Source organism: Nitrosomonas sp. Is24, assembly GCF_033063335.1.
In the GTDB taxonomy this organism is placed as follows: domain Bacteria; phylum Pseudomonadota; class Gammaproteobacteria; order Burkholderiales; family Nitrosomonadaceae; genus Nitrosomonas.
Genome location: NZ_JAWJZG010000001.1, coordinates 1,018,946 through 1,036,634 on the forward strand (window position 1 = coordinate 1,018,946; position 17,689 = coordinate 1,036,634).

General features: G+C 49.6%; 17 protein-coding genes and 2 pseudogenes. 10 read left to right on the plus strand and 9 right to left on the minus strand.

Annotated features, from left to right (window positions below):
- Window positions 1–57 precede the first annotated feature (57 nt).
- A complete protein-coding gene (nusA, locus tag R2103_RS04495) occupies window positions 58–1,530 on the minus strand; it encodes a transcription termination factor NusA (RefSeq protein ID WP_317530326.1) in 1,473 nt (490 codons plus the stop codon).
- 24 nt (window positions 1,531–1,554) lie between these two features.
- On the minus strand, window positions 1,555–1,983 hold the full coding sequence (rimP, locus tag R2103_RS04500; RefSeq protein WP_132426344.1) for a ribosome maturation factor RimP: 429 nt from the start codon (window positions 1,981–1,983) through the stop codon (window positions 1,555–1,557).
- A gap of 275 nt (window positions 1,984–2,258) precedes the next feature.
- Between rimP and acs the strand changes: the two genes are divergently transcribed.
- Complete coding sequence (acs, locus tag R2103_RS04505) at window positions 2,259–4,229, plus strand: acetate--CoA ligase (protein ID WP_317530327.1); 1,971 nt, start codon at window positions 2,259–2,261, stop codon at window positions 4,227–4,229.
- A 43-nt stretch (window positions 4,230–4,272) separates the two neighbouring features.
- Window positions 4,273–5,238: an MBL fold metallo-hydrolase gene (locus R2103_RS04510; protein ID WP_317530328.1), complete on the plus strand. Its 966-nt coding sequence runs from the start codon at window positions 4,273–4,275 to the stop codon at window positions 5,236–5,238.
- Between the two features lie 82 nt (window positions 5,239–5,320).
- Here R2103_RS04510 and R2103_RS04515 read toward each other — a convergent pair whose 3' ends face one another.
- Window positions 5,321–5,539, minus strand: a complete 219-nt coding sequence (locus tag R2103_RS04515; RefSeq protein WP_108698212.1) for a C4-dicarboxylate ABC transporter — start codon at window positions 5,537–5,539, stop codon at window positions 5,321–5,323.
- A 237-nt stretch (window positions 5,540–5,776) separates the two neighbouring features.
- Here R2103_RS04515 and R2103_RS04520 point away from each other — a divergent pair, with 237 nt between their 5' ends.
- From R2103_RS04520 to R2103_RS04530, 3 genes are read left to right on the plus strand one after another with little or no spacing between them, the layout of a single operon-like run.
- Window positions 5,777–6,847: an alkene reductase gene (locus R2103_RS04520; protein WP_317530329.1), complete on the plus strand. Its 1,071-nt coding sequence runs from the start codon at window positions 5,777–5,779 to the stop codon at window positions 6,845–6,847.
- A gap of 10 nt (window positions 6,848–6,857) precedes the next feature.
- Entirely contained in the window at window positions 6,858–7,373 is a 516-nt protein-coding gene (locus tag R2103_RS04525; RefSeq protein WP_317530330.1) for a lipocalin family protein, read from the plus strand.
- Between the two features lie 10 nt (window positions 7,374–7,383).
- Window positions 7,384–7,584, plus strand: coding sequence for a DUF2905 domain-containing protein (locus R2103_RS04530; RefSeq protein WP_317530331.1), 201 nt, complete (start codon window positions 7,384–7,386; stop codon window positions 7,582–7,584).
- Between the two features lie 124 nt (window positions 7,585–7,708).
- Here the strand turns inward: R2103_RS04530 and R2103_RS04535 are convergent, their stop codons facing one another.
- The 3 genes from R2103_RS04535 to R2103_RS04545 all read right to left on the minus strand — a co-directional run bounded on the left by R2103_RS04535 (window position 7,709) and on the right by R2103_RS04545 (window position 10,932).
- On the minus strand, window positions 7,709–8,308 hold the full coding sequence (locus tag R2103_RS04535) for a hypothetical protein (protein WP_317530332.1): 600 nt from the start codon (window positions 8,306–8,308) through the stop codon (window positions 7,709–7,711).
- Between the two features lie 585 nt (window positions 8,309–8,893).
- The gene (locus tag R2103_RS04540; RefSeq protein ID WP_317530333.1) at window positions 8,894–10,369 is read right to left on the minus strand and encodes a Ni/Fe hydrogenase subunit alpha; all 1,476 of its coding nucleotides are present in this window, start codon (window positions 10,367–10,369) and stop codon (window positions 8,894–8,896) included.
- 5 nt (window positions 10,370–10,374) lie between these two features.
- The gene (locus R2103_RS04545; RefSeq protein ID WP_317530334.1) at window positions 10,375–10,932 is read right to left on the minus strand and encodes an NADP oxidoreductase; all 558 of its coding nucleotides are present in this window, start codon (window positions 10,930–10,932) and stop codon (window positions 10,375–10,377) included.
- Window positions 10,933–11,211: 279 nt separating this feature from the next.
- Here R2103_RS04545 and R2103_RS04550 point away from each other — a divergent pair, with 279 nt between their 5' ends.
- Genes R2103_RS04550 through R2103_RS04565 form a run of 4 tightly spaced genes read left to right on the plus strand, consistent with a single transcriptional unit; the run spans window position 11,212 to window position 13,535 of the window.
- Window positions 11,212–11,853 carry a hypothetical protein gene (locus R2103_RS04550; RefSeq protein ID WP_317530335.1) on the plus strand — a complete coding sequence of 214 codons (642 nt, stop codon included), beginning with the start codon at window positions 11,212–11,214 and terminating at the stop codon, window positions 11,851–11,853.
- Between the two features lie 48 nt (window positions 11,854–11,901).
- Window positions 11,902–12,423 carry a phage tail protein gene (locus R2103_RS04555; protein WP_317530336.1) on the plus strand — a complete coding sequence of 174 codons (522 nt, stop codon included), beginning with the start codon at window positions 11,902–11,904 and terminating at the stop codon, window positions 12,421–12,423.
- A 44-nt stretch (window positions 12,424–12,467) separates the two neighbouring features.
- A complete protein-coding gene (locus R2103_RS04560; RefSeq protein WP_132426104.1) occupies window positions 12,468–12,986 on the plus strand; it encodes a phage tail protein in 519 nt (172 codons plus the stop codon).
- Window positions 12,987–13,034: 48 nt separating this feature from the next.
- Window positions 13,035–13,535 (plus strand): phage tail protein, encoded by a 501-nt coding sequence (locus R2103_RS04565; protein ID WP_317530337.1) that lies wholly within the window; start codon window positions 13,035–13,037, stop codon window positions 13,533–13,535.
- 143 nt (window positions 13,536–13,678) lie between these two features.
- On the opposite strand, the gene R2103_RS04570 is transcribed toward R2103_RS04565, so the two are convergent.
- The 3 genes and pseudogenes from R2103_RS04570 to R2103_RS04580 all read right to left on the minus strand — a co-directional run bounded on the left by R2103_RS04570 (window position 13,679) and on the right by R2103_RS04580 (window position 15,695).
- On the minus strand, window positions 13,679–14,263 hold the full coding sequence (locus R2103_RS04570) for a PEP-CTERM sorting domain-containing protein (protein ID WP_317530338.1): 585 nt from the start codon (window positions 14,261–14,263) through the stop codon (window positions 13,679–13,681).
- A gap of 68 nt (window positions 14,264–14,331) precedes the next feature.
- Window positions 14,332–14,920, minus strand: a pseudogene (locus R2103_RS04575) (IS1595 family transposase).
- A gap of 14 nt (window positions 14,921–14,934) precedes the next feature.
- Window positions 14,935–15,695: pseudogene (locus R2103_RS04580) on the minus strand (IS5 family transposase).
- Between the two features lie 1,293 nt (window positions 15,696–16,988).
- On the opposite strand from R2103_RS04580, the gene R2103_RS04585 reads away from it, so the two are divergent.
- A complete protein-coding gene (locus R2103_RS04585; protein ID WP_317530339.1) occupies window positions 16,989–17,606 on the plus strand; it encodes a translesion error-prone DNA polymerase V autoproteolytic subunit in 618 nt (205 codons plus the stop codon).
- The last annotated feature ends 83 nt before the right edge of the window (window positions 17,607–17,689 follow it).

Here is a 17,689-nt window from a genome sequence, read left to right on the forward strand (position 1 = left end):
GCAGGCTTCCGAAATAAACAACAACCCGGTTAATTTATTACTAACCGGGTGTTTAAATCAAGTAAACCATGGTTCACGTGCTTTGATAATTAATTGATTTGCACGTTCAATATCAATACCGGTCATCTCAACCAGATCATCGGCAGCCAGATCGGCTAAATCGGCTTGTGTATTAATACCTTTTGCCGCCAGCTCGCGCACGATATCAATATCCATACCTTCTATGGCAAGCAAATCTTCCGCGACATGCTCAACTTTTTCTTCATTTGCGATGGCATCCGTGAGCAGCACGTTACGCGCACGATTGCGGATCTCGGTGACAGTTTCTTCATCCAACGATTCGATTTCCAGCATCTCATTCAATGGCACGTAAGCTACTTCTTCCAGCGTAACAAAGCCTTCCTGCACAAGAATTTCCGCGATTTCTTCGTCGACATCGAGTTTCTGCATGAAGAGCTGGCAGATTTGCGATGATTCTTGCTCATGTTTGGCTTTGGATTCTTCCACCGTCATGATGTTAAGTTCCCAGCCGGTCAACTCGGAAGCTAAGCGCACATTCTGTCCGCCGCGGCCGATGGCTTGCGCCAGATTATCATCATCGACCACGATGTCCATGCTGTGCTTTTCTTCATCGACCATGATGCTGCTAATTTCCGCGGGCGCCAGTGCATTGATGATAAAAGTCGCGGGATCGTCCGACCACAGCACGATATCAACGCGTTCGCCAGCCAGTTCACTGATGACCGCTTGAACTCTGGAGCCGCGCATGCCGACGCAAGTACCGATCGGGTCGACACGCTGATCGTTCGATTTGACGGCAATCTTGGCGCGTGATCCGGGATCACGGGCGGCTGCTTTAATTTCCAGCAGACCTTCTTCAATCTCCGGCACTTCCAATTCAAACAATTTCATCAGAAATTCAGGGGAGTTACGCGAGAGCTTTAATTGCGGCCCTCTGGCAGCGCGATCCACTTTATGCAGATAAGCCCGGACCCGGTCACCGACACGCAAGTTTTCCTTCGGTATCATCTGGTCGCGAGGGAGCTCCGCTTCGATCTTTCCGGACTCGATAATGGCATTGCCACGCTCCATGCGTTTAATCGTGCCGGTAATTAAGTAATCTCCGCGTTCCAGGAAATCATTCAATGTTTGCTCACGTTCGGCGTCGCGTATTTTCTGGAAAATAACTTGTTTTGCGGCTTGTGCGCCGATACGCCCAAACTCAATGGGTTCTAGCGGTTTTTCCAGAAAACTGCCAATCTGAATGTCCGCATCGGTTTCTGCTGCATCACTCAAGGAGATCTGGCGCGCAGGATCTTCCACGGCGCCATCCTCAACAACCAGCCAGCGGCGGAAGGATTGGTGATCTCCTGTGGTTCTGTCAATAGAAACCCGAGTCTCGATATCCTCTTGAAATCGTTTTTTCGTAGCGGATGCCAATGCGAGCTCCAGCGCAGTGAAAACAATCTCTTTTTCCACCGCTTTCTCGCGTGCCAATGCATCAACCAACAGTAAAATTTCGCGGCTCATAGTCCTCCAGCCAAATCTATATACCTACAATTTTGGAACCAAACGCGCTTTTCCAAGGTTACTCAATTCAAGATCAAACAATTTTCCTTCGCTTTCCAGTTTTATTATGCCATTATTTATTTCCCGCAAAACTCCCACAAAATTCCGTTGCCCCTGAATCGGGATACGCAGCTTTAGTTTGACCGTTTCTCCTTTGAAACGGATAAAATCCGCTTCTTTCCGCAACGGCCTGTCTAATCCGGGCGATGACACTTCCAGCCGGCCATAATCGATGTTTTCAACTGCAAACAACCGGCTGAGATGATTGCTGATTGCCACACAATCATCGATGTTAATACCGCCCTCTTTGTCGACAAATATTCTTAATAATTTGTTGTGTGCTAGCCGTTCCACTTCAACCAACTCGTAACCCATGCCTTGCAGAGTCGATTCCAATAATTCCTCTAATACCATAGCTCCACCACAAATAAAAAATGGGCTGAAAAAGCCCATCGAATTTATTGATTTTATTTTAACAAATATTTGTGAAATAGGAAACATAAACTTTCGCCAAGGGTAATATTTGCAGCGATTTTCAGTGCCTTACCGGTATTCTCCGGATAGCCTGTTTAATGCTGTTTTTGGGGCGGAGTTTTTAACCTGTCCCAAATTAAGAGGTATAAGGTGTTTGGAGCCAATGATACAATTCCGTCTCAGTGTATTGAACGAATGAATACCGGAGATAGTGCATGTCGACGATTGAATCAGTTTTAAATGAAACCCGTATTTTTCCGCCCTCTGATGAATTTTCTAGCCAGGCCAATGTATCCAGTTTTCAAGCCTATCAAGCTTTGTGTGCGGAAGCCGAGCAGGATTACCAGCATTTCTGGGCCAAACGGGCGGAAGAGCGGATTCTTTGGCACAAGCCTTTCACACAAGTACTGGATGATCGTAATGCGCCGTTTTACAAATGGTTCGCCGATGGTGAGTTAAACGTTTCATATAACTGCCTTGACCGGCATCTGGCTACCCAGGCGGATAAGGTCGCCATTATTTTTGAGTCCGACGACGGCGAGGTGATACGGTCGACCTACCGTGATCTCCATCAACGGGTTTGCCAGCTCGCCAATGCATTGAAAGCACGCGATATCAAGAAAGGTGACCGGGTTGTCATTTACATGCCGATGCGCATTGAAGCGGTGGTTGCCATGCAAGCCTGCGCCCGTATCGGCGCGATTCACTCCGTAGTATTCGGCGGTTTTTCCGCCAAAAGTTTGCACGAGCGCATTCACGATGCCGGTGCAGTAGCAGTCATTACCGCCGACGAGCAAGTGCGCGGCGGTAAGCATCACCCGCTTAAGGCGACCGTTGACGAAGCCATGCGCATGAATGACATAACATCGGTGCAATTGATTGTAGTGTATCAACGCACCGGCGGAGATATTCCGTTTAATCCGCCGCGCGATGTCTGGTGGCATGAGATTACCCAGAATGCCGGTAGCGAATGCGAACCGGAATGGGTTGATGCCGAGCATCCTTTGTTTACGCTGTATACCTCCGGATCGACCGGTAAGCCCAAGGGTGTGCAGCATTCCAGCGCGGGCTATTTGCTGGGCGCTATCGTTAGCATGCAATGGATTTTTGACTATAAACCGACGGACATTTTTTGGTGTACCGCCGATGTCGGCTGGATCACCGGTCATAGCTATGTCACGTACGGGCCGCTGGCCATGGGCGCGACGCAAGTGATTTTCGAAGGAATTCCCACCTATCCGCACGCCGGACGTTTTTGGGAAATCATCCAGAAGCATAAAGTGACAACCTTTTATACCGCGCCCACGGCCATCCGCTCGCTGATCAAATTGGGCGGTGATCTGCCTGCGCAATACGATCTTTCGTCGTTGCGGTTATTGGGTTCAGTCGGGGAGCCGATCAATCCAGAAGCCTGGATATGGTTTTATGAAAAAGTAGGGCGGTCGCGTTGTCCCATTGTCGATACCTGGTGGCAGACGGAAACCGGCTGTCATATGATCGCGCCAACACCGGGTGCAGTTGCACTTAAGCCCGGCTCCTGCACGTTTCCGTTGCCGGGAATTTTCGCGGCGATTGTCGATGAAGCCGGTCACGAGGTCGAAAACGGTAAGGGCGGCTTCCTAGTGATTAAAAAGCCTTTTCCTTCGCAAATCCGCACCCTGTGGGGTGATCCGGAACGTTTCAAAAAAGCCTATTTTCCGGACGATACCGGCCATGGAAAATATTATCTGGCGGGCGACTCCGCTTATCGCGATAAAGATGGCTATTTCTGGATCATGGGGCGTATCGATGATGTGTTGAACGTTTCCGGGCATCGCTTGGGCACGATGGAAATTGAATCGGCATTGGTCGCCCATCCTTTGGTGGCGGAAGCGGCGGTGGTTGGCAAGCCGCATGAAATCAAAGGCGAAGCGGTGATTGCGTTTGTCGTATTGAAAGGCAAATATCCGCACGGCGAAGAAGTGGCACGGATTACGGATACTTTGCGTGACTGGGTGGCGAAGGAGATCGGCCCGATTGCCAAGCCCGACGAGATCCGTTTCGGAGAAAATCTGCCCAAGACCCGATCGGGAAAAATCATGCGCCGGTTATTGCGCACGCTCGCCAAAGGCGAGGAAATCACGCAGGATATTTCCACGCTGGAAAACCCCGCGATTCTTGAACAATTGAAATATCCGTCCAAATAATATCCAACATTATCCTTTAAAGTTTGAGAAAAAACGGAACACTATGTCATTACCGCTAGTTATAGATTATGAACATGGCATCAGTGCCATTGATGCACAGTTTCACCGCCCCAAACGCGCGGCGATTCACTTGATTGTCGAAAAAGGCGCGGCCGCGCTGGTGGATACCGGCACGTCGTTTTCCATTCCCGGTGTCGTCGCGTCGCTCGAACACAAGAACATCGCCGTTGAAGATGTCGCTTATGTGATATTGACGCATATCCATCTCGATCATGCCGGTGGCGCGAGCGAGTGTATGCGGCTTTTTCCCAATGCCAAACTGGTTGTGCATCCACGCGGCGCGAGCCATATGGCGAATCCGGCGCGGCTGGTCGCCGGTGCCATGGGGGTTTATGGCGAGGCTGAATTCAAACGCGTGTATGGTGAGATCTATCCGATCGACGCCGCGCGGATTATTGAAGCGCCGGATGAAAGCCGCATTGATCTGAACGGCCGTTCATTACTGTTTCTCGATACGCCGGGGCATGCGCGTCACCATAATTGCATTTTCGATGAGCGCAGCCAGTCTTTTTTCACCGGCGATACATTCGGCGTTTCGTACCGGGAATTCGACGTCAATGGTTTGGAATTTGTTTTCCCGACTACCTCGCCGGTGCAGTTCGATCCTGCCGCAGCGCACGCTTCGATTGACCGCATTATGCGCTATCAGCCACGCTACGCTTACCTGACCCACTATAGCCAGATCGGCAATCTCGCGCACCATGCGCAATCTTTGCATGAATTGCTCGATGCGCACGTCGAAATTGCGCAGCGCGCAAAAAATGATGAAGACCGTCAAACGGTAATTTCAAAAGCTTTACGGGAAATATTGCTGCAACGGCTAACGCAGCAGGGTTGCCGGTTGCCGCTGGATGCGATTGATGAGCTTCTGCGCTCGGATATCCGCTTGAATACACAAGGGTTGATTCATTGGCTCGATCAACCGGCGGAGCGTTTCAAACAGCTATGATTGGAAAAAGACCGGTCTTGGCAGCCGAATAAAAAATGGGGTTAAGGCGGAGAGCCTTAACCCCATTATTGGAGAGAGAGTCTTACGCTGTAACTTTTTTGCCAGAGTAATGGGTTCTGGTTTTGGTTGAACTTGCTGCCATGGCGATGACCAAATAATTTACGTACAGAATCGTGCCAAGAATGATGTCGGAGATAACCCATTCGGTTACCGATTCCGGTAAATTGAACACCGACAAAACACCAAAAAATGTGCCGCTGATAACCAATGCCGAAATAATAAAAATATGACCTGTTTTCATGAGAATTTCCTTGTTTGAAATGTGTTGAGGTTGTAGTGAAAAAAAGTGTTTACGGCAATTGGATAGTAATCTTCACAAAAAGTTCACACTAATTTCACATTTAGTTCACATCTACTATCTTTCTATCTGAAAGATAAAGAAATTATTTCTAAAAAAATAATAAAAAATCAGTAAAAAATGTAACTCATTAAATTAAGCTAAAATGATCCCTATTAAATATTTAGGGAGATTTAGTGGATGAATACGTTGTTTTCACCGCTCAAACTGGGTGCGCTGACGGTACCGAACCGCATTTTCATGGCGCCACTAACGCGCTGTCGTGCTGGGGATGAGCACCTTCCGAATGCGCTGATGGCAGAGTATTACGCGCAACGGGCAAGTGCCGGTTTGATCATTGCCGAAGCGACGATGGTGATCGAGGGCAACTCGGCATTTTGGAAAGAACCGGGCATTCATTCCGTGCAGCAGGTTACCGGCTGGCGGTTTGTGACCGATGCGGTGCATGCCGCCGGTGGCAGAATCTTCCTGCAACTCTGGCATGGCGGCAGAGCCTGCCATCCATTGCTCAATCGCGGTGCGCAGCCGGTTGCGCCGAGTGCCATTGCCATCGCCGATGAAGTGCGCACGCCGGAAGGAAAAAAGCCGTATGCCGTGCCGCGTGAATTGCGCGATGACGAATTGCCCGGCATCGTCGCCGGATTCAAACAAGCCGCGCAGAATGCCCAAAGTGCAGGTTTTGACGGCATTGAGATTCACGGTGCGAATGGTTATCTATTGGATGAGTTTTTGCGCGATGGCTCGAACAAGCGCAGCGGTCCTTACGGCGGTCCGGTTGAAAATCGCGCGCGTTTGATGCTGGAAGTGCTCGAAGCGGTTAGCGCCGTATGGGGCAGCGGCCGGGTGGGATTGCGCATTTCGCCGCTCAGCAGTTACAACAGCATGATCGACAGCGATCCGGCCGGATTATCCGCCTGGCTCGCCAACCGCCTCAACGATTATCACCTGGCGTACTTGCATGTGATACGGGGCGATGTCTATCAGCAACAAAGCGGTGACGTGATGACGCCGATCCGCCAGCACTATAAAGGCGTGCTGATCGGCAATATGGGTTACAGCGGCGATGAAGCAAGTGAAGATATCGCCGCCGGAAAAGTCGATGCCGTGGCTTTCGGCACTAGCTTTCTGGCAAATCCCGACTTACCGGCGCGGATCAAAACCGGCGCAGCGCTCAATCCGCCCAATCCGGCCACGTTTTATACCTGGGACGCACAGGGCTATACCGATTACCCGGCATTAACCACTTCGTGAGTACATAAAAATGCGACTGCTATCCATTATTTTTTTCTGCGCTGCGCTCAGCGGGTGCTTGTCGATTCCACAGAATGTTGCGCCGGTTGACGGCTTTGAGCTCAATAAATATCTGGGAAAATGGTACGAAATCGCTCGGCTTGACCATTCGTTTGAGCGCGGGCTCGACAATGTCACGGCGGAATACTTCCTGCGCGACGACGGCGGTGTCAGAGTCATCAACAAGGGCTTCTCAACGGCGGAAAATAAGTGGAAAGAAGCCGAAGGCAAAGCGTACTTCGTCAGAGATCCACAGCAAGGCTATCTGAAAGTTTCCTTCTTCGGGCCATTTTATGGCGCATACATTGTGTTTGAACTGGACAAAGAAGACTATCAATACACCTTTGTTACCAGCTACGACAAATCGTACTTGTGGCTGCTGGCAAGAACGCCGACGGTCAGCGATGCCTTGCTGGATCGGTTTGTGCGCAGAGCCGCAGAACTGGGTTTTGAATCAGACAAGCTGATATTCCCGAAGCAGAATTAGCGCGAATGTCATGCAACAGTTACTGATTGCACTCGGAGTCTTGTTACTCGTGCTCGGCCTGCTGTGGCCCTGGCTGTCGCAACTGCCGCTCGGCCGCTTGCCCGGCGATATCCACATCGAACGCGAGAATTTCAGCTTTCATTTTCCGCTGATGACTGGCTTGGTGATTTCTGTTGTGCTGACACTGATACTGTGGTGGTTGCGGAAGTAAAGTTGCTCAATGCAACTATCCACGACTTCAAAGTCGAGTATCCCCAACTACTTCGCTATTAGTGTTGATGCTGTTCGCATGTTCAATACTATTCCCAAAATTGCGTTTGGATATAAAGTGAAATCTAATCAGTACCTGAGGTTTGGTGCTCACGAGAAGCAAGAGCCTGTGCCAGGGTATGAAGCTGGATAAGACACTCACCTAGGTCTGAAAACGTGAGTTGGTGCTGACCGATCTCCAACGTTGAACCATCGTTTGTAACAGCGAGCATGATAGAAGTTCCTGGTACAACCCCGCCTCGGGCGATGTCCTTTTCCATGTGTTCGATAGCATTACGAACTGGGCGAATCGCCTTCTGGTATGATTCAAGTTTGCGCTTCTCCGTTCGCTCGATCCCAGGATTCAAACGATGGGACGCCATTTTATCCGTAAGTGATAGGCAACGCTTCACTGTGCTGATGCACGTTTCGAAATCAGCCAATCCTTCTAATAACAAGACCGTACGGTTTTCTGATTGTGCGTATTGGAGCAGGAGTGACCGGCCTGCGTTATAGGTGCGGAGCGCTTTGTCTGTACACAAAATGTAAGCATGCACGTATGAACGAACCTGCGGGTCGTTGTGACCTCCACGACAAGTGAACACCAAATTTAAGAGATAGTTCGCGATGACAGGGATATCGAGGTGGTCGAGGTCCGGCGCTGTACAGGTGGTAATCCAGGTCATCGTGTGTGGCTGCCTTTAATTGCAGTGCTAACGCGTAGCGTTTGACTGTTTCTTTGCTTGTTATTGTTAGGGGTTTTGACGATAGTGTGATTCATAATGTTTCTGAGAATCATAGAATTGGTCTAAAACGGCTTCTATTAATGCGCGAATCTGGGTTGGGGATGGCCAGTTTCTATATAATTTTGAGACTATTATCGGGAGCGATGATATGTTTTTTTCACTTCTATATATCGAAGTTTCAAGAACATTTATGTCCGAGTGTGCGAGTACCTGATCTCTTAAATTAATTATATCTTTATGAAGTTGGAGCAGTGGTTCTGGAAGTGCAGGTTCGTAGAATGAGTATTTTTTATTGTTAGAACCATACGATTTTTTAAAGGGTTTGCAGTACTCGATTAAAGCCATTCGGTAAGCTGCGCTCCAAATGGCTCCTCCAGATTTGGTATTTTCTAGCTCGCAAATAGTTCTCCAGGCGCGATTTAGGCTGGTTATAGATTCTTGATAATGGACGTATTCTTCATCCTTGCTCATTCAAACCCCTAATCAATATGTCGGGCGGTAAGCCAAATTGGCATACCTCGTTCGTCATCGAACTGCACCGTCCACCCCTTTCGTCAATTGATGAATCACTTTCCCCGTCGTGTCTTGTAATGCCACTTGCAGCGGCATTTTTCCCAGCGCATGCGTGGCGCAGGAAAGACAGGGATCGTACGCGCGCACGGCGACTTCGAGGTGGTTCAGCAGTGCTTCGGTGATTTCTTGGCCGTCGAGGTATTGATTGGCGACCACGCGCACCGATTCGTTCATGGCCTGGTTGTTGCTGGTGGTTGAGACGATCAGGTTGGCTTGGGTGACCAGGCCTTCTTCGTTGACTTGGTAATGATGGAACAGCGTGCCGCGCGGGGCTTCGATGACGCCGATGCCTTGCGGCTGGCGTTCGCTTTTATCCGCCATCAGGTCTGTGCTGGTGATGCCGGTATCGTGCAGCAATGCGTGAATCGATTCGGCGCAGTGCAGCAATTCGATCATGCGTGCCCAGTGGTACGCCAGCGTGTCGTGCACCGCGCCGCCGTTGCCGTAGGCTCTGAAGCGCAAGCGCGCCGCTTCGGCAAGCGGTGTGGTGATGCGGTCGCAATTGTTGATGCGCGCGAGTGGGCCGACGCGGTACCAGCCTTCTTCGGTTCCCAATGCGAAAAAATATGGGAACTTCAGGTAGCTCCACGAACGCACTTCTTCCTTGAGGATTTGTTGATAATCGCAGTAATCGAACTGATCGAAAATCGAGCTGCCGTCGGCGGCATTTGCGCGCAAACCACCGTGGTAGAACTCCAGTTCGCCGTTGCTGCCGGTCATGCTGAGATAGTGGCTGCGCAGTGTGCCGAAATCGCGGTGTTCCGGGTGCGCGGTATGGATTTGCTCGTTCAGCGTCAGCGCTTCCTGGCTCCATTGCAGAATATCATCGATATCGGCGAGCAGCGCATCGCGTTCGGACAGGGTCAGTGCTTTGTTCATGCCGCCGGGTACGGTGCCGGTGCCGTGAATGCGTTTGCCGGTGATCGCTTCGATGATTTGCTGGCCGTATTTGCGCAATTTGACGCCTTTCATTGCAATTTCCGGATATTGCGCCAGCACTCCGGCAATATTGCGCTGGCGCGGATCGCTGCCGAAGCCGAACAGAAAATCGGGTGACGACAGGTGGAAAAAATGCAATGCGTGCGATTGCAGCATCTGGCCGAAATGCAGCAAACGGCGCAGTTTGGTCGCCGCCGGTGTGAGTTGCCGCACCCCGGCGATTTGATCCACCGCTTTCCCCGCCGCCAGTTGGTGGCTGACCGGGCAAATGCCGCACAGCCGCTGCACGAAGAACGGTACTTCCCAGTACGGACGGCCCTGGATGAATTTCTCGAAACCGCGGAATTCGACGATATGGAAACGCGCTTCGACGATGTGGTTGTGATCGTCGATCAGCAAAGTGATTTTGCCGTGTCCTTCGACGCGTGTGACCGGGTCGATAGCGATGCGGCGGGTGGCGGGTGACGAGGCGGGTTTGTCCGGTTCCATAGCGCTTAATCGTAATGTAGCTGGGATGTTGCGATCACCGGTTTTTGTCCGGCCAGTAACGGTTGCAGCAGTTGCAGGAAAGCATCTGCGGATGGCGGGCAGCCAGGCAGAAAGTAGTCGATGGGCACGATTTCGCTGACCGGATACACCTTGTCGAGCAGCAGCGGCAGTTCAATGTCATTGGGGATCTGCGGGTTGGTGATGCCGGTACCCGTGAGATACGCTTCCTGCAAACAATCCTGCAAATCGAAATAATTGCGCATCGCGGGCACGCCGCCGTTGATCGCACAAGCGCCGACCGCCACCAGAATTTTGCAGCTGGCGCGGAATTCGCGCAGCACGTGCACATTTTCCGCATTGCACACGCCGCCTTCGATCAAGCCGATATCGCACGGGCCGCAGTGCTTGATGTCGGTGAACGGCGAACGATCTAATTCAACCTGTTCGAGCAAACTGGCGAGGCGTTCGTCCATATCCAAAAAAGACATGTGACAACCAAAGCAACCGGCCAGCGACGTGGTGGCGATTTTGAGTTTGCGTTTGATCGTGTGTTCAGTTGTCATTTTTCATCGGATTCCTTGACCGATAGTTCTTACACAGCGGATGCATGGCGTTTTTGTTTTACCAGTCAATAAATGCCGGTCGAATACGGTTATTTACATGAATAATATAATGAATTGCCGCTGCAGAAATCCCTTGATCTGGATTACGATATAAGAGTATAACGTAACTGAACTGACTGACGGGAATCAGTCTCGTTTCGGTCGTAAAGCCGATGACTATGACTGTAATCTTATCAATACAAAGAAAAAACATTCGCATATCCCAAGGAGAACTTTCCAATGAAAAAATATTTACCTGCAAAAACAATTGCAGCACTTGCACTGATGGCCGGATCGCAGTTTGCGCTTGCAAACACGACCGTAACCCTTGGCGATCAGGATTTTGCCGACGGCGCGACAATGAACATCGTTCCTTTTACGACTGCCGGAGCCGGAGAACCCGCGCCATTTGGTTTATTTATTGGCGGGGATACCAGTTCAAACTTCTCAGCCAGTTGGACATTTTCCTACGGCGCAATCGCGGATACTATCCTTAGTGGCAGCTTGATACTCGGCATTTATGATCACGAATCCGCTGCTTCCGGAAATCAAGTGGCGTCCTTTACCGTCAATGGGGTGGATCTGACCAGCGCGCTCAATACGCTGTTTGAATCGCACGGCGGCGCTAGCCGTGAAGATAATGTGTATACGCTGACGCTGCCGTCGTCAACCTTCGCCGGACTGGCCTCGGGTACCGTTAATGTTGCGTTATCCCTGACAGGTCCGGGATTGGGCTTATTCGGTGAGTCGACCTTTAACGGCGCCGGGCTGGATTTCTCCACGCTGGATATCGCCACTGCCGTTCCGGAACCGCTGACAAGCACGCTGCTGCTGATCGGGGTTCCGGCGGTATTGGCTGCGGCGCGGCGTAAGATAGTCTGATACGGTTGATTTTGTTACCGAAGTGCTTTCAGGAGCGAGGAGAAAATAATGCCCGATCCCTATTTAGGTGAAATCAAGACTTTTGCTGGCAATTTTGCCCCCGCCGGCTGGGCTCTATGCCAGGGACAGTTGCTTTCAATCGCGGAGAACGATGCGCTGTTTTCACTCATCGGAACGACCTACGGCGGTGACGGCGTATCGACTTTCGCTTTGCCGAGTCTTGCCAGCCGTATCCCGTTGCATCAAGGTACCGGGCCTGGTCTCAGTCCCAAGGTGACCGGTGAGCTGGGCGGCAGTGAAACAGTCACTTTGACTGCCGGGCAATTGGCCGCTCACAACCATACAGCGGTCTGTTCCAATACCAACGGCAATAGCGCGAGCCCCATCAACAGCTATTGGTCGACCGATCCCGGCAGCAATACCGGAGCCTATAGCACGGCCAGCAGCAGCACCATGGCCGCTACGGCGATCGGCAATACCGGCGGAGGGCAACCGCATAACAATGTGCAGCCTTATTTGGTCATCAACTACATCATCGCGCTTGAAGGTATTTATCCTTCCAGAGATTAGGATGACAGCAATCCGGATAACTGTTGAAAAAAGGAGATCTTTGCATGAGTGATCCGTATATTGGAGAAATCCGCTCGTTTGGATTTAATTTCGCGCCGGTGGGCTGGGCGCAGTGTAATGGGCAGTTGTTGCCCATTGCCAGCAATACGGCATTATTTTCGATTCTGGGTACAACCTATGGCGGCGATGGCAAATCGACCTTCGCGCTGCCTAACCTCCAAGGCAACGTCGTCATGGGCGCAGGGCAGGGGGGCGGTCTTTCTAACCGCGTGCTGGGCGAATCCGGCGGCACGGCGACGGAAACATTGACAATCCAGCAGATTCCGTCGCATAGCCACCCGGCCAACGCACAAGCAGGAGACGGCAACAAACCCGCTCCCGCAGGAAATTTCTGGGCGCAGGATCTGGGTGGCAGCAAGGAATATGGCGATAGCGGACCGGCGCAAATGGCGGCTGGAACAATTACCGCTACCGGCGGCGGGCAAGCGCACGATAATCTTCAGCCATATCTGGCGTTGAACTTCTGCATTGCGTTGCGTGGCGTATTTCCGCCCAGAAGTTGAAACCGGACATTTCGCAGCAAGAATTCGACAAGATAATGAGAGGATAGTATGGACGATCCATTTTTAGGGGAGATTAGGCCCTTTGGGTTCGGTTTTCCGCCCAAGGGCTGGGCGAGTTGCGATGGCCAGTTGTTGCCGATTGCGCAAAACGCTGCACTGTTTTCGTTATTGGGTACGATGTACGGCGGAGACGGCCGCACCACGTTCGCGCTGCCGGATCTTCGCGGCCGTGCCGGGATGCACGTGAGTTCAGTTCATACCCAGGGAGAACGCGGAGGACAAGAAAGCGTGGCGCTTACAACCGCCCAAATTCCACTGCACAGTCATACGGCAAACTGCAGCAATGTCGCTGGAACTCAAACCAGTCCGGCGGGAAAATTCTGGGCGCAGGATTCCGACGGCAATGTCGTGTTCAACAGCACAGGCGGCGCAACCATGGCTGCTGCGGCAGTAGGCAATACAGGTGGACAACCGCATCCCAACATGCAACCTTACCTTGTGGTGAATTATTGCATTGCTCTGCAGGGTATTTTTCCGAGCCGGAGTTAGTAACTCAATACCATTGGTAAAGCCGATGGTACAGGCGTTTAACGGAAGAAATGTGAGAGTTTGCTCCTGAGCTGAAATTTCTTCCGTTAAACGATGGTTTTGTGGTTTTTTACCTGGCAAAATACAATGGCAAGCACCGTTTTTTATGCTTGTACTGTGCGTTTACGGTGGTGAATAGAAACCAGACCGCCAAGCCCAAACAGCATCAGCGCCCATGTAGCCGGTTCAGGTACTGCAACCGTATACTGAAAATCATCCAACAGGTACCCATCTCCAGCAATGAAATCGTCGAAAGTAATGCGTGCCATACCGGTGAAGTTAAGATTGATAAATTCATCGGATGAAGTGACGGAACCGAGCAAGTTGTTGGCCGCATCAAATGCTTGCACAACAATAGTATCCACCTCTGATGTATAAACGCCGCTGATCCAGTTGTGGAAAGTAAGGCTATCGGTCGTGGCTCCGCCTAATAATTCCATCGTAATTTCTTGTCCATCGTGAAACGAGGAAAGTACTCGACTGGATTCCGATGGAAATGCAGGGGTAAGATCTCGAATTTGCAAGCCTAGTCCTGAAAAGCGCACACTGGTCCCATCAACAAGCAAAGTTGTCGTATTTCCCGCATAAGTACCTACCGGTTCACCCTGAAAATCGATAAGTGAAGCATTGACGAGCGGCGCCGCGGCTATCGACGAAGCTATGACCAAACTACGATATAAAGTATGCATGATATTTTCCTTATTAGAAATTTTAGAAACAAAATCAAACTATATTAAAGTGGCTGTAGTAGATTATTTTAAATTTGAGTCCAATTTTTAAGAGTTTTTAGTTGATGTTTAGGTGTTCTACAATTAATTAAACCTGAATTCACATTCTTTAAGAAATAATGGAAATGATTCTTTGGGAATTCCATTGTATTTTCTTTTCTTAAAATACGTTTGGCCTGATTCCAAAAATTCTCAATCCCGTTAATGTGATTCTTGCCTTGTGCAAATAGCGTGGAGTGATTAATTCTTTCATGGTAAAAGTGGCTCACATCAAGTGCATTGTAACGGCGATAACAATCTGTATAAACTCGTTGTCTGGTGCTATTTTTCTTGTTATCAGCGGCATAAGTGTTTCTGATTTAGTGTCACCTACAACCTTTGTGTATACCTTACCACCGAAGTAGCTCTCATCCAACTCTACTGTACCAGCAAAGATTTGGTGAGATTCCTGCTCCAAATGATAAGCAATAACTTCACGTATTTTGCGATAAAACAGCGCTGCGCTATTGGGCTGAATTCCGAGTATATTGGCCGCTGATCTTGCTGTAACTTCCAGAACAAAAAATTCCACTAAACTTAACTGTACTTTCCTAATAATCTACAATTACTTATCTTCATTTGATTAGGGCCTGTTAACACAATCTAAGTGCTTCGACGATGAAGGCAAAGTGGATAAAGGAGATGAAGACGACATCGAGCTTATCGAACCTGGAGAAGATGCGGCGAAATCCCTTGAGCCTTCTGAACAATCGTTCGATCTCGTTGCGTTTTTTGTACATGGCACGGTTGTATTCCCAGGGTGACAAGCGATTTGCTTTGGGCGGAACAACCGGGATGTAACCCAAATCTAGTGCCAGTTGCCGGGTTTGGTCGCCTTCATAAGCACGATCCATCAGCAGGTAGGTGGGCGTATTGACGGGACCGAGGGAAAGCAAAAGCTGCCTGCCCTCTGGCGCATCGTGGGCGTGACCGGGCGAGAGGGCAAAGCTTATGGTTGTTCTGGAATCTGCGGCAACCAGATGAATTTTGGTGGTCCATCCACCTCGGGATTTTTCGATGGATTGCGGTGTTTTTTTAATGCACCCGTACCGCCGGGATGGACTTTGATACTGGTACTGTCCAAAGAAACAGCTTCAATACGGATACGGATGATTTGCTGATGCTGAAGTTGCCCAAATACATGGCTCAGTACACCACTCTTTGCCCAGCGATTCATGCGGGTATAGATGGTATGCCAGTTGCCGAATCGCTTGGGCAGTCCTCGCCACTTGCAGCCATGCTCGGCAACGTAAAGAATGGCATTGAGAACTTGCAGATTGGAATGGCTGACGTTGCCACGCTGACGCGGCAGGCAGTGCTCGATCTGTTGATATTGAGTTTCGGTGATTTCCATCACCAAATTATATCAAATAGCGTTAACAGACCCTAGCTTAGCTACTAAGCTAATCTACTCCAACCTCATCTACTCCAACCTCATATTAGAACATGGTTGTTTGCACAGCTGGAAGGCTATCGAAGGTACAACTAAGCACAGAGTCACATACGAGATATCAGAATGAATTATTTTGAATTGCAAATGCCGCGTAATTAAAGGTTTGCATCAAATGACTGGATTTAATAGCGCTAATATTAATTTGTACTTGGCTTGCCAGTGATGACTGCAAATTGCGTTCATTCTGATTCCTGATTTAGGATTGCTGTCTGAAAGGATGAGGATTCTTGGCTTTGGAACTAATGCCTTTGTTTCATCGGCGCGCGTGCGATGTAATTTTGTAACAATTTCTCCAGTAGTTTTGCCAATATTAATCAGGTCATATTGAGTTCATTTTTGAGAGAAATGTGAAAAAATCTTTATTGCAGTTATCAATAATGCCGGATCTCAATTCAGTAACAATAAGTTTTCGGTTTTTGGTGAAAAATTACCTGCTTTCATTTCAGTTACTGCTGCCGCTGCATCGAGCTATCCGCCAGATACCTGTGCGAGCGATTACGTGATTCATTGGAGGGCAAACAATAAGATCAGAAAAAATCAGAAAAGCGGGGGGACGGCACAGGAATGAAAACCGGGTTTTGGCTTTTCATTAATCGATATTTTGCATTTTGTTGATCTATATCAAGAAAATTGACCTTTGCGGATGGATTTCTTGATCTGAATCAATAAATCGAACGCAGGTTTGCTTGAAAATGCAATCTCCACTAATTGTTAAACGACGGAGATAATCATGGAAATGTTAGACAGAGAAGATTCTATTACATTTAAAAAACTTGGCTACAATATGACTTTCATCGGCGCAGTGGCAGTAGCGCTGATTGTTATCTCAATATACTTCTCGTAAGCAATCAACGCAACGCTTGAATCCCTTCAATTTAAGTGTTTCAGTGAACTACCTCGTCCCTTGGGCGGGGTAGAAAATCCACGCCATCGCTGCGATGCAGTGTGAAAGCTGATCAGCAGCGCTATCAATTCTAGTCAAAACTGTAAAATTACCAGAGTGCATTGAAAGCCGCGCACCGGGTATTGGGTAATTTCCGTAAAAAATAAGAAAAGCTTCAGTGTTGATTGATCCGGAACGAGCAGGGCCGGAACATTCTAAGCTTGCTGCTCATTCTTGCACGAGACTATTTGACAGCAATATACAAGGCGTGTTTGAATATCGCTACGAATTTCAATGGGAGTGATTCAGACATGTCAAATCGTGGCGGAAAACGGGAAAATGCAGGCAGGCCGCGCGGCCAGGGTAAATTTGGCGAGCCTACGACAACGATGCGCATACCGGAAAGCCAGACAGCAACCATAAAAAGTTTCTTGGAAGCTTTTCAACGCAAAAAAGCGAATGGCGATCGCGATACCTCGGTTGCCAATATTGAAGAGAATGAGCTGCTCATTCCCGAGATCAGCGCGCAACCAACCTTGTTACCGCTTTTTGCCACCAAAGTGGCGGCGGGATTTCCCAGTCCGGCGGATGATCATGTCGAAAAACGCCTGGATGTCAGTGAGTTTCTGATCGACCATGCGGCATCGACGTTCTTTGTAACGATCAAAGGGGACTCGATGATTGATGTGGGTTTGCTGCCGGATGATAAAGTGGTGGTGGATAGATCAAGAACACCGGGGATGGGCGACATTGTGCTGGCAGTGGTGGATCGTGAATTCACCATCAAAATTCTGGATTACGGGGCGAACAAAATGCCAAGGCTTATGCCAGCCAACTCATCGGGCGCTTACCGGCCCATTTATATACGTCCGGATATGCAATTTGAGATTTTCGGTGTCGTCATAGGATCGTTTCGCCGCTTCAAATAAAATATCACGATGGCTGCATGGCCGGTGGCAGCCATGCAGTGAAAGCTCCGGAATGCCGGATGAGGTAGCTGTCGTTTCCATCA

What these genes read in the sequence shown, in the direction of transcription:
- nusA (WP_317530326.1), bottom strand. Translation starts at nt 1,530, where the DNA reads ATGAGCCGCGAAATTTTACTGTTGGTTGATGCATTGGCACGCGAGAAA.
- rimP (WP_132426344.1), bottom strand. Translation starts at nt 1,983, where the DNA reads ATGGTATTAGAGGAATTATTGGAATCGACTCTGCAAGGCATGGGTTAC.
- acs (WP_317530327.1), top strand. Translation starts at nt 2,259, where the DNA reads ATGTCGACGATTGAATCAGTTTTAAATGAAACCCGTATTTTTCCGCCC.
- R2103_RS04510 (WP_317530328.1), top strand. Translation starts at nt 4,273, where the DNA reads ATGTCATTACCGCTAGTTATAGATTATGAACATGGCATCAGTGCCATT.
- R2103_RS04515 (WP_108698212.1), bottom strand. Translation starts at nt 5,539, where the DNA reads ATGAAAACAGGTCATATTTTTATTATTTCGGCATTGGTTATCAGCGGC.
- R2103_RS04520 (WP_317530329.1), top strand. Translation starts at nt 5,777, where the DNA reads ATGAATACGTTGTTTTCACCGCTCAAACTGGGTGCGCTGACGGTACCG.
- R2103_RS04525 (WP_317530330.1), top strand. Translation starts at nt 6,858, where the DNA reads ATGCGACTGCTATCCATTATTTTTTTCTGCGCTGCGCTCAGCGGGTGC.
- R2103_RS04530 (WP_317530331.1), top strand. Translation starts at nt 7,384, where the DNA reads ATGCAACAGTTACTGATTGCACTCGGAGTCTTGTTACTCGTGCTCGGC.
- R2103_RS04535 (WP_317530332.1), bottom strand. Translation starts at nt 8,308, where the DNA reads ATGACCTGGATTACCACCTGTACAGCGCCGGACCTCGACCACCTCGAT.
- R2103_RS04540 (WP_317530333.1), bottom strand. Translation starts at nt 10,369, where the DNA reads ATGGAACCGGACAAACCCGCCTCGTCACCCGCCACCCGCCGCATCGCT.
- R2103_RS04545 (WP_317530334.1), bottom strand. Translation starts at nt 10,932, where the DNA reads ATGACAACTGAACACACGATCAAACGCAAACTCAAAATCGCCACCACG.
- R2103_RS04550 (WP_317530335.1), top strand. Translation starts at nt 11,212, where the DNA reads ATGAAAAAATATTTACCTGCAAAAACAATTGCAGCACTTGCACTGATG.
- R2103_RS04555 (WP_317530336.1), top strand. Translation starts at nt 11,902, where the DNA reads ATGCCCGATCCCTATTTAGGTGAAATCAAGACTTTTGCTGGCAATTTT.
- R2103_RS04560 (WP_132426104.1), top strand. Translation starts at nt 12,468, where the DNA reads ATGAGTGATCCGTATATTGGAGAAATCCGCTCGTTTGGATTTAATTTC.
- R2103_RS04565 (WP_317530337.1), top strand. Translation starts at nt 13,035, where the DNA reads ATGGACGATCCATTTTTAGGGGAGATTAGGCCCTTTGGGTTCGGTTTT.
- R2103_RS04570 (WP_317530338.1), bottom strand. Translation starts at nt 14,263, where the DNA reads ATGCATACTTTATATCGTAGTTTGGTCATAGCTTCGTCGATAGCCGCG.
- R2103_RS04585 (WP_317530339.1), top strand. Translation starts at nt 16,989, where the DNA reads ATGTCAAATCGTGGCGGAAAACGGGAAAATGCAGGCAGGCCGCGCGGC.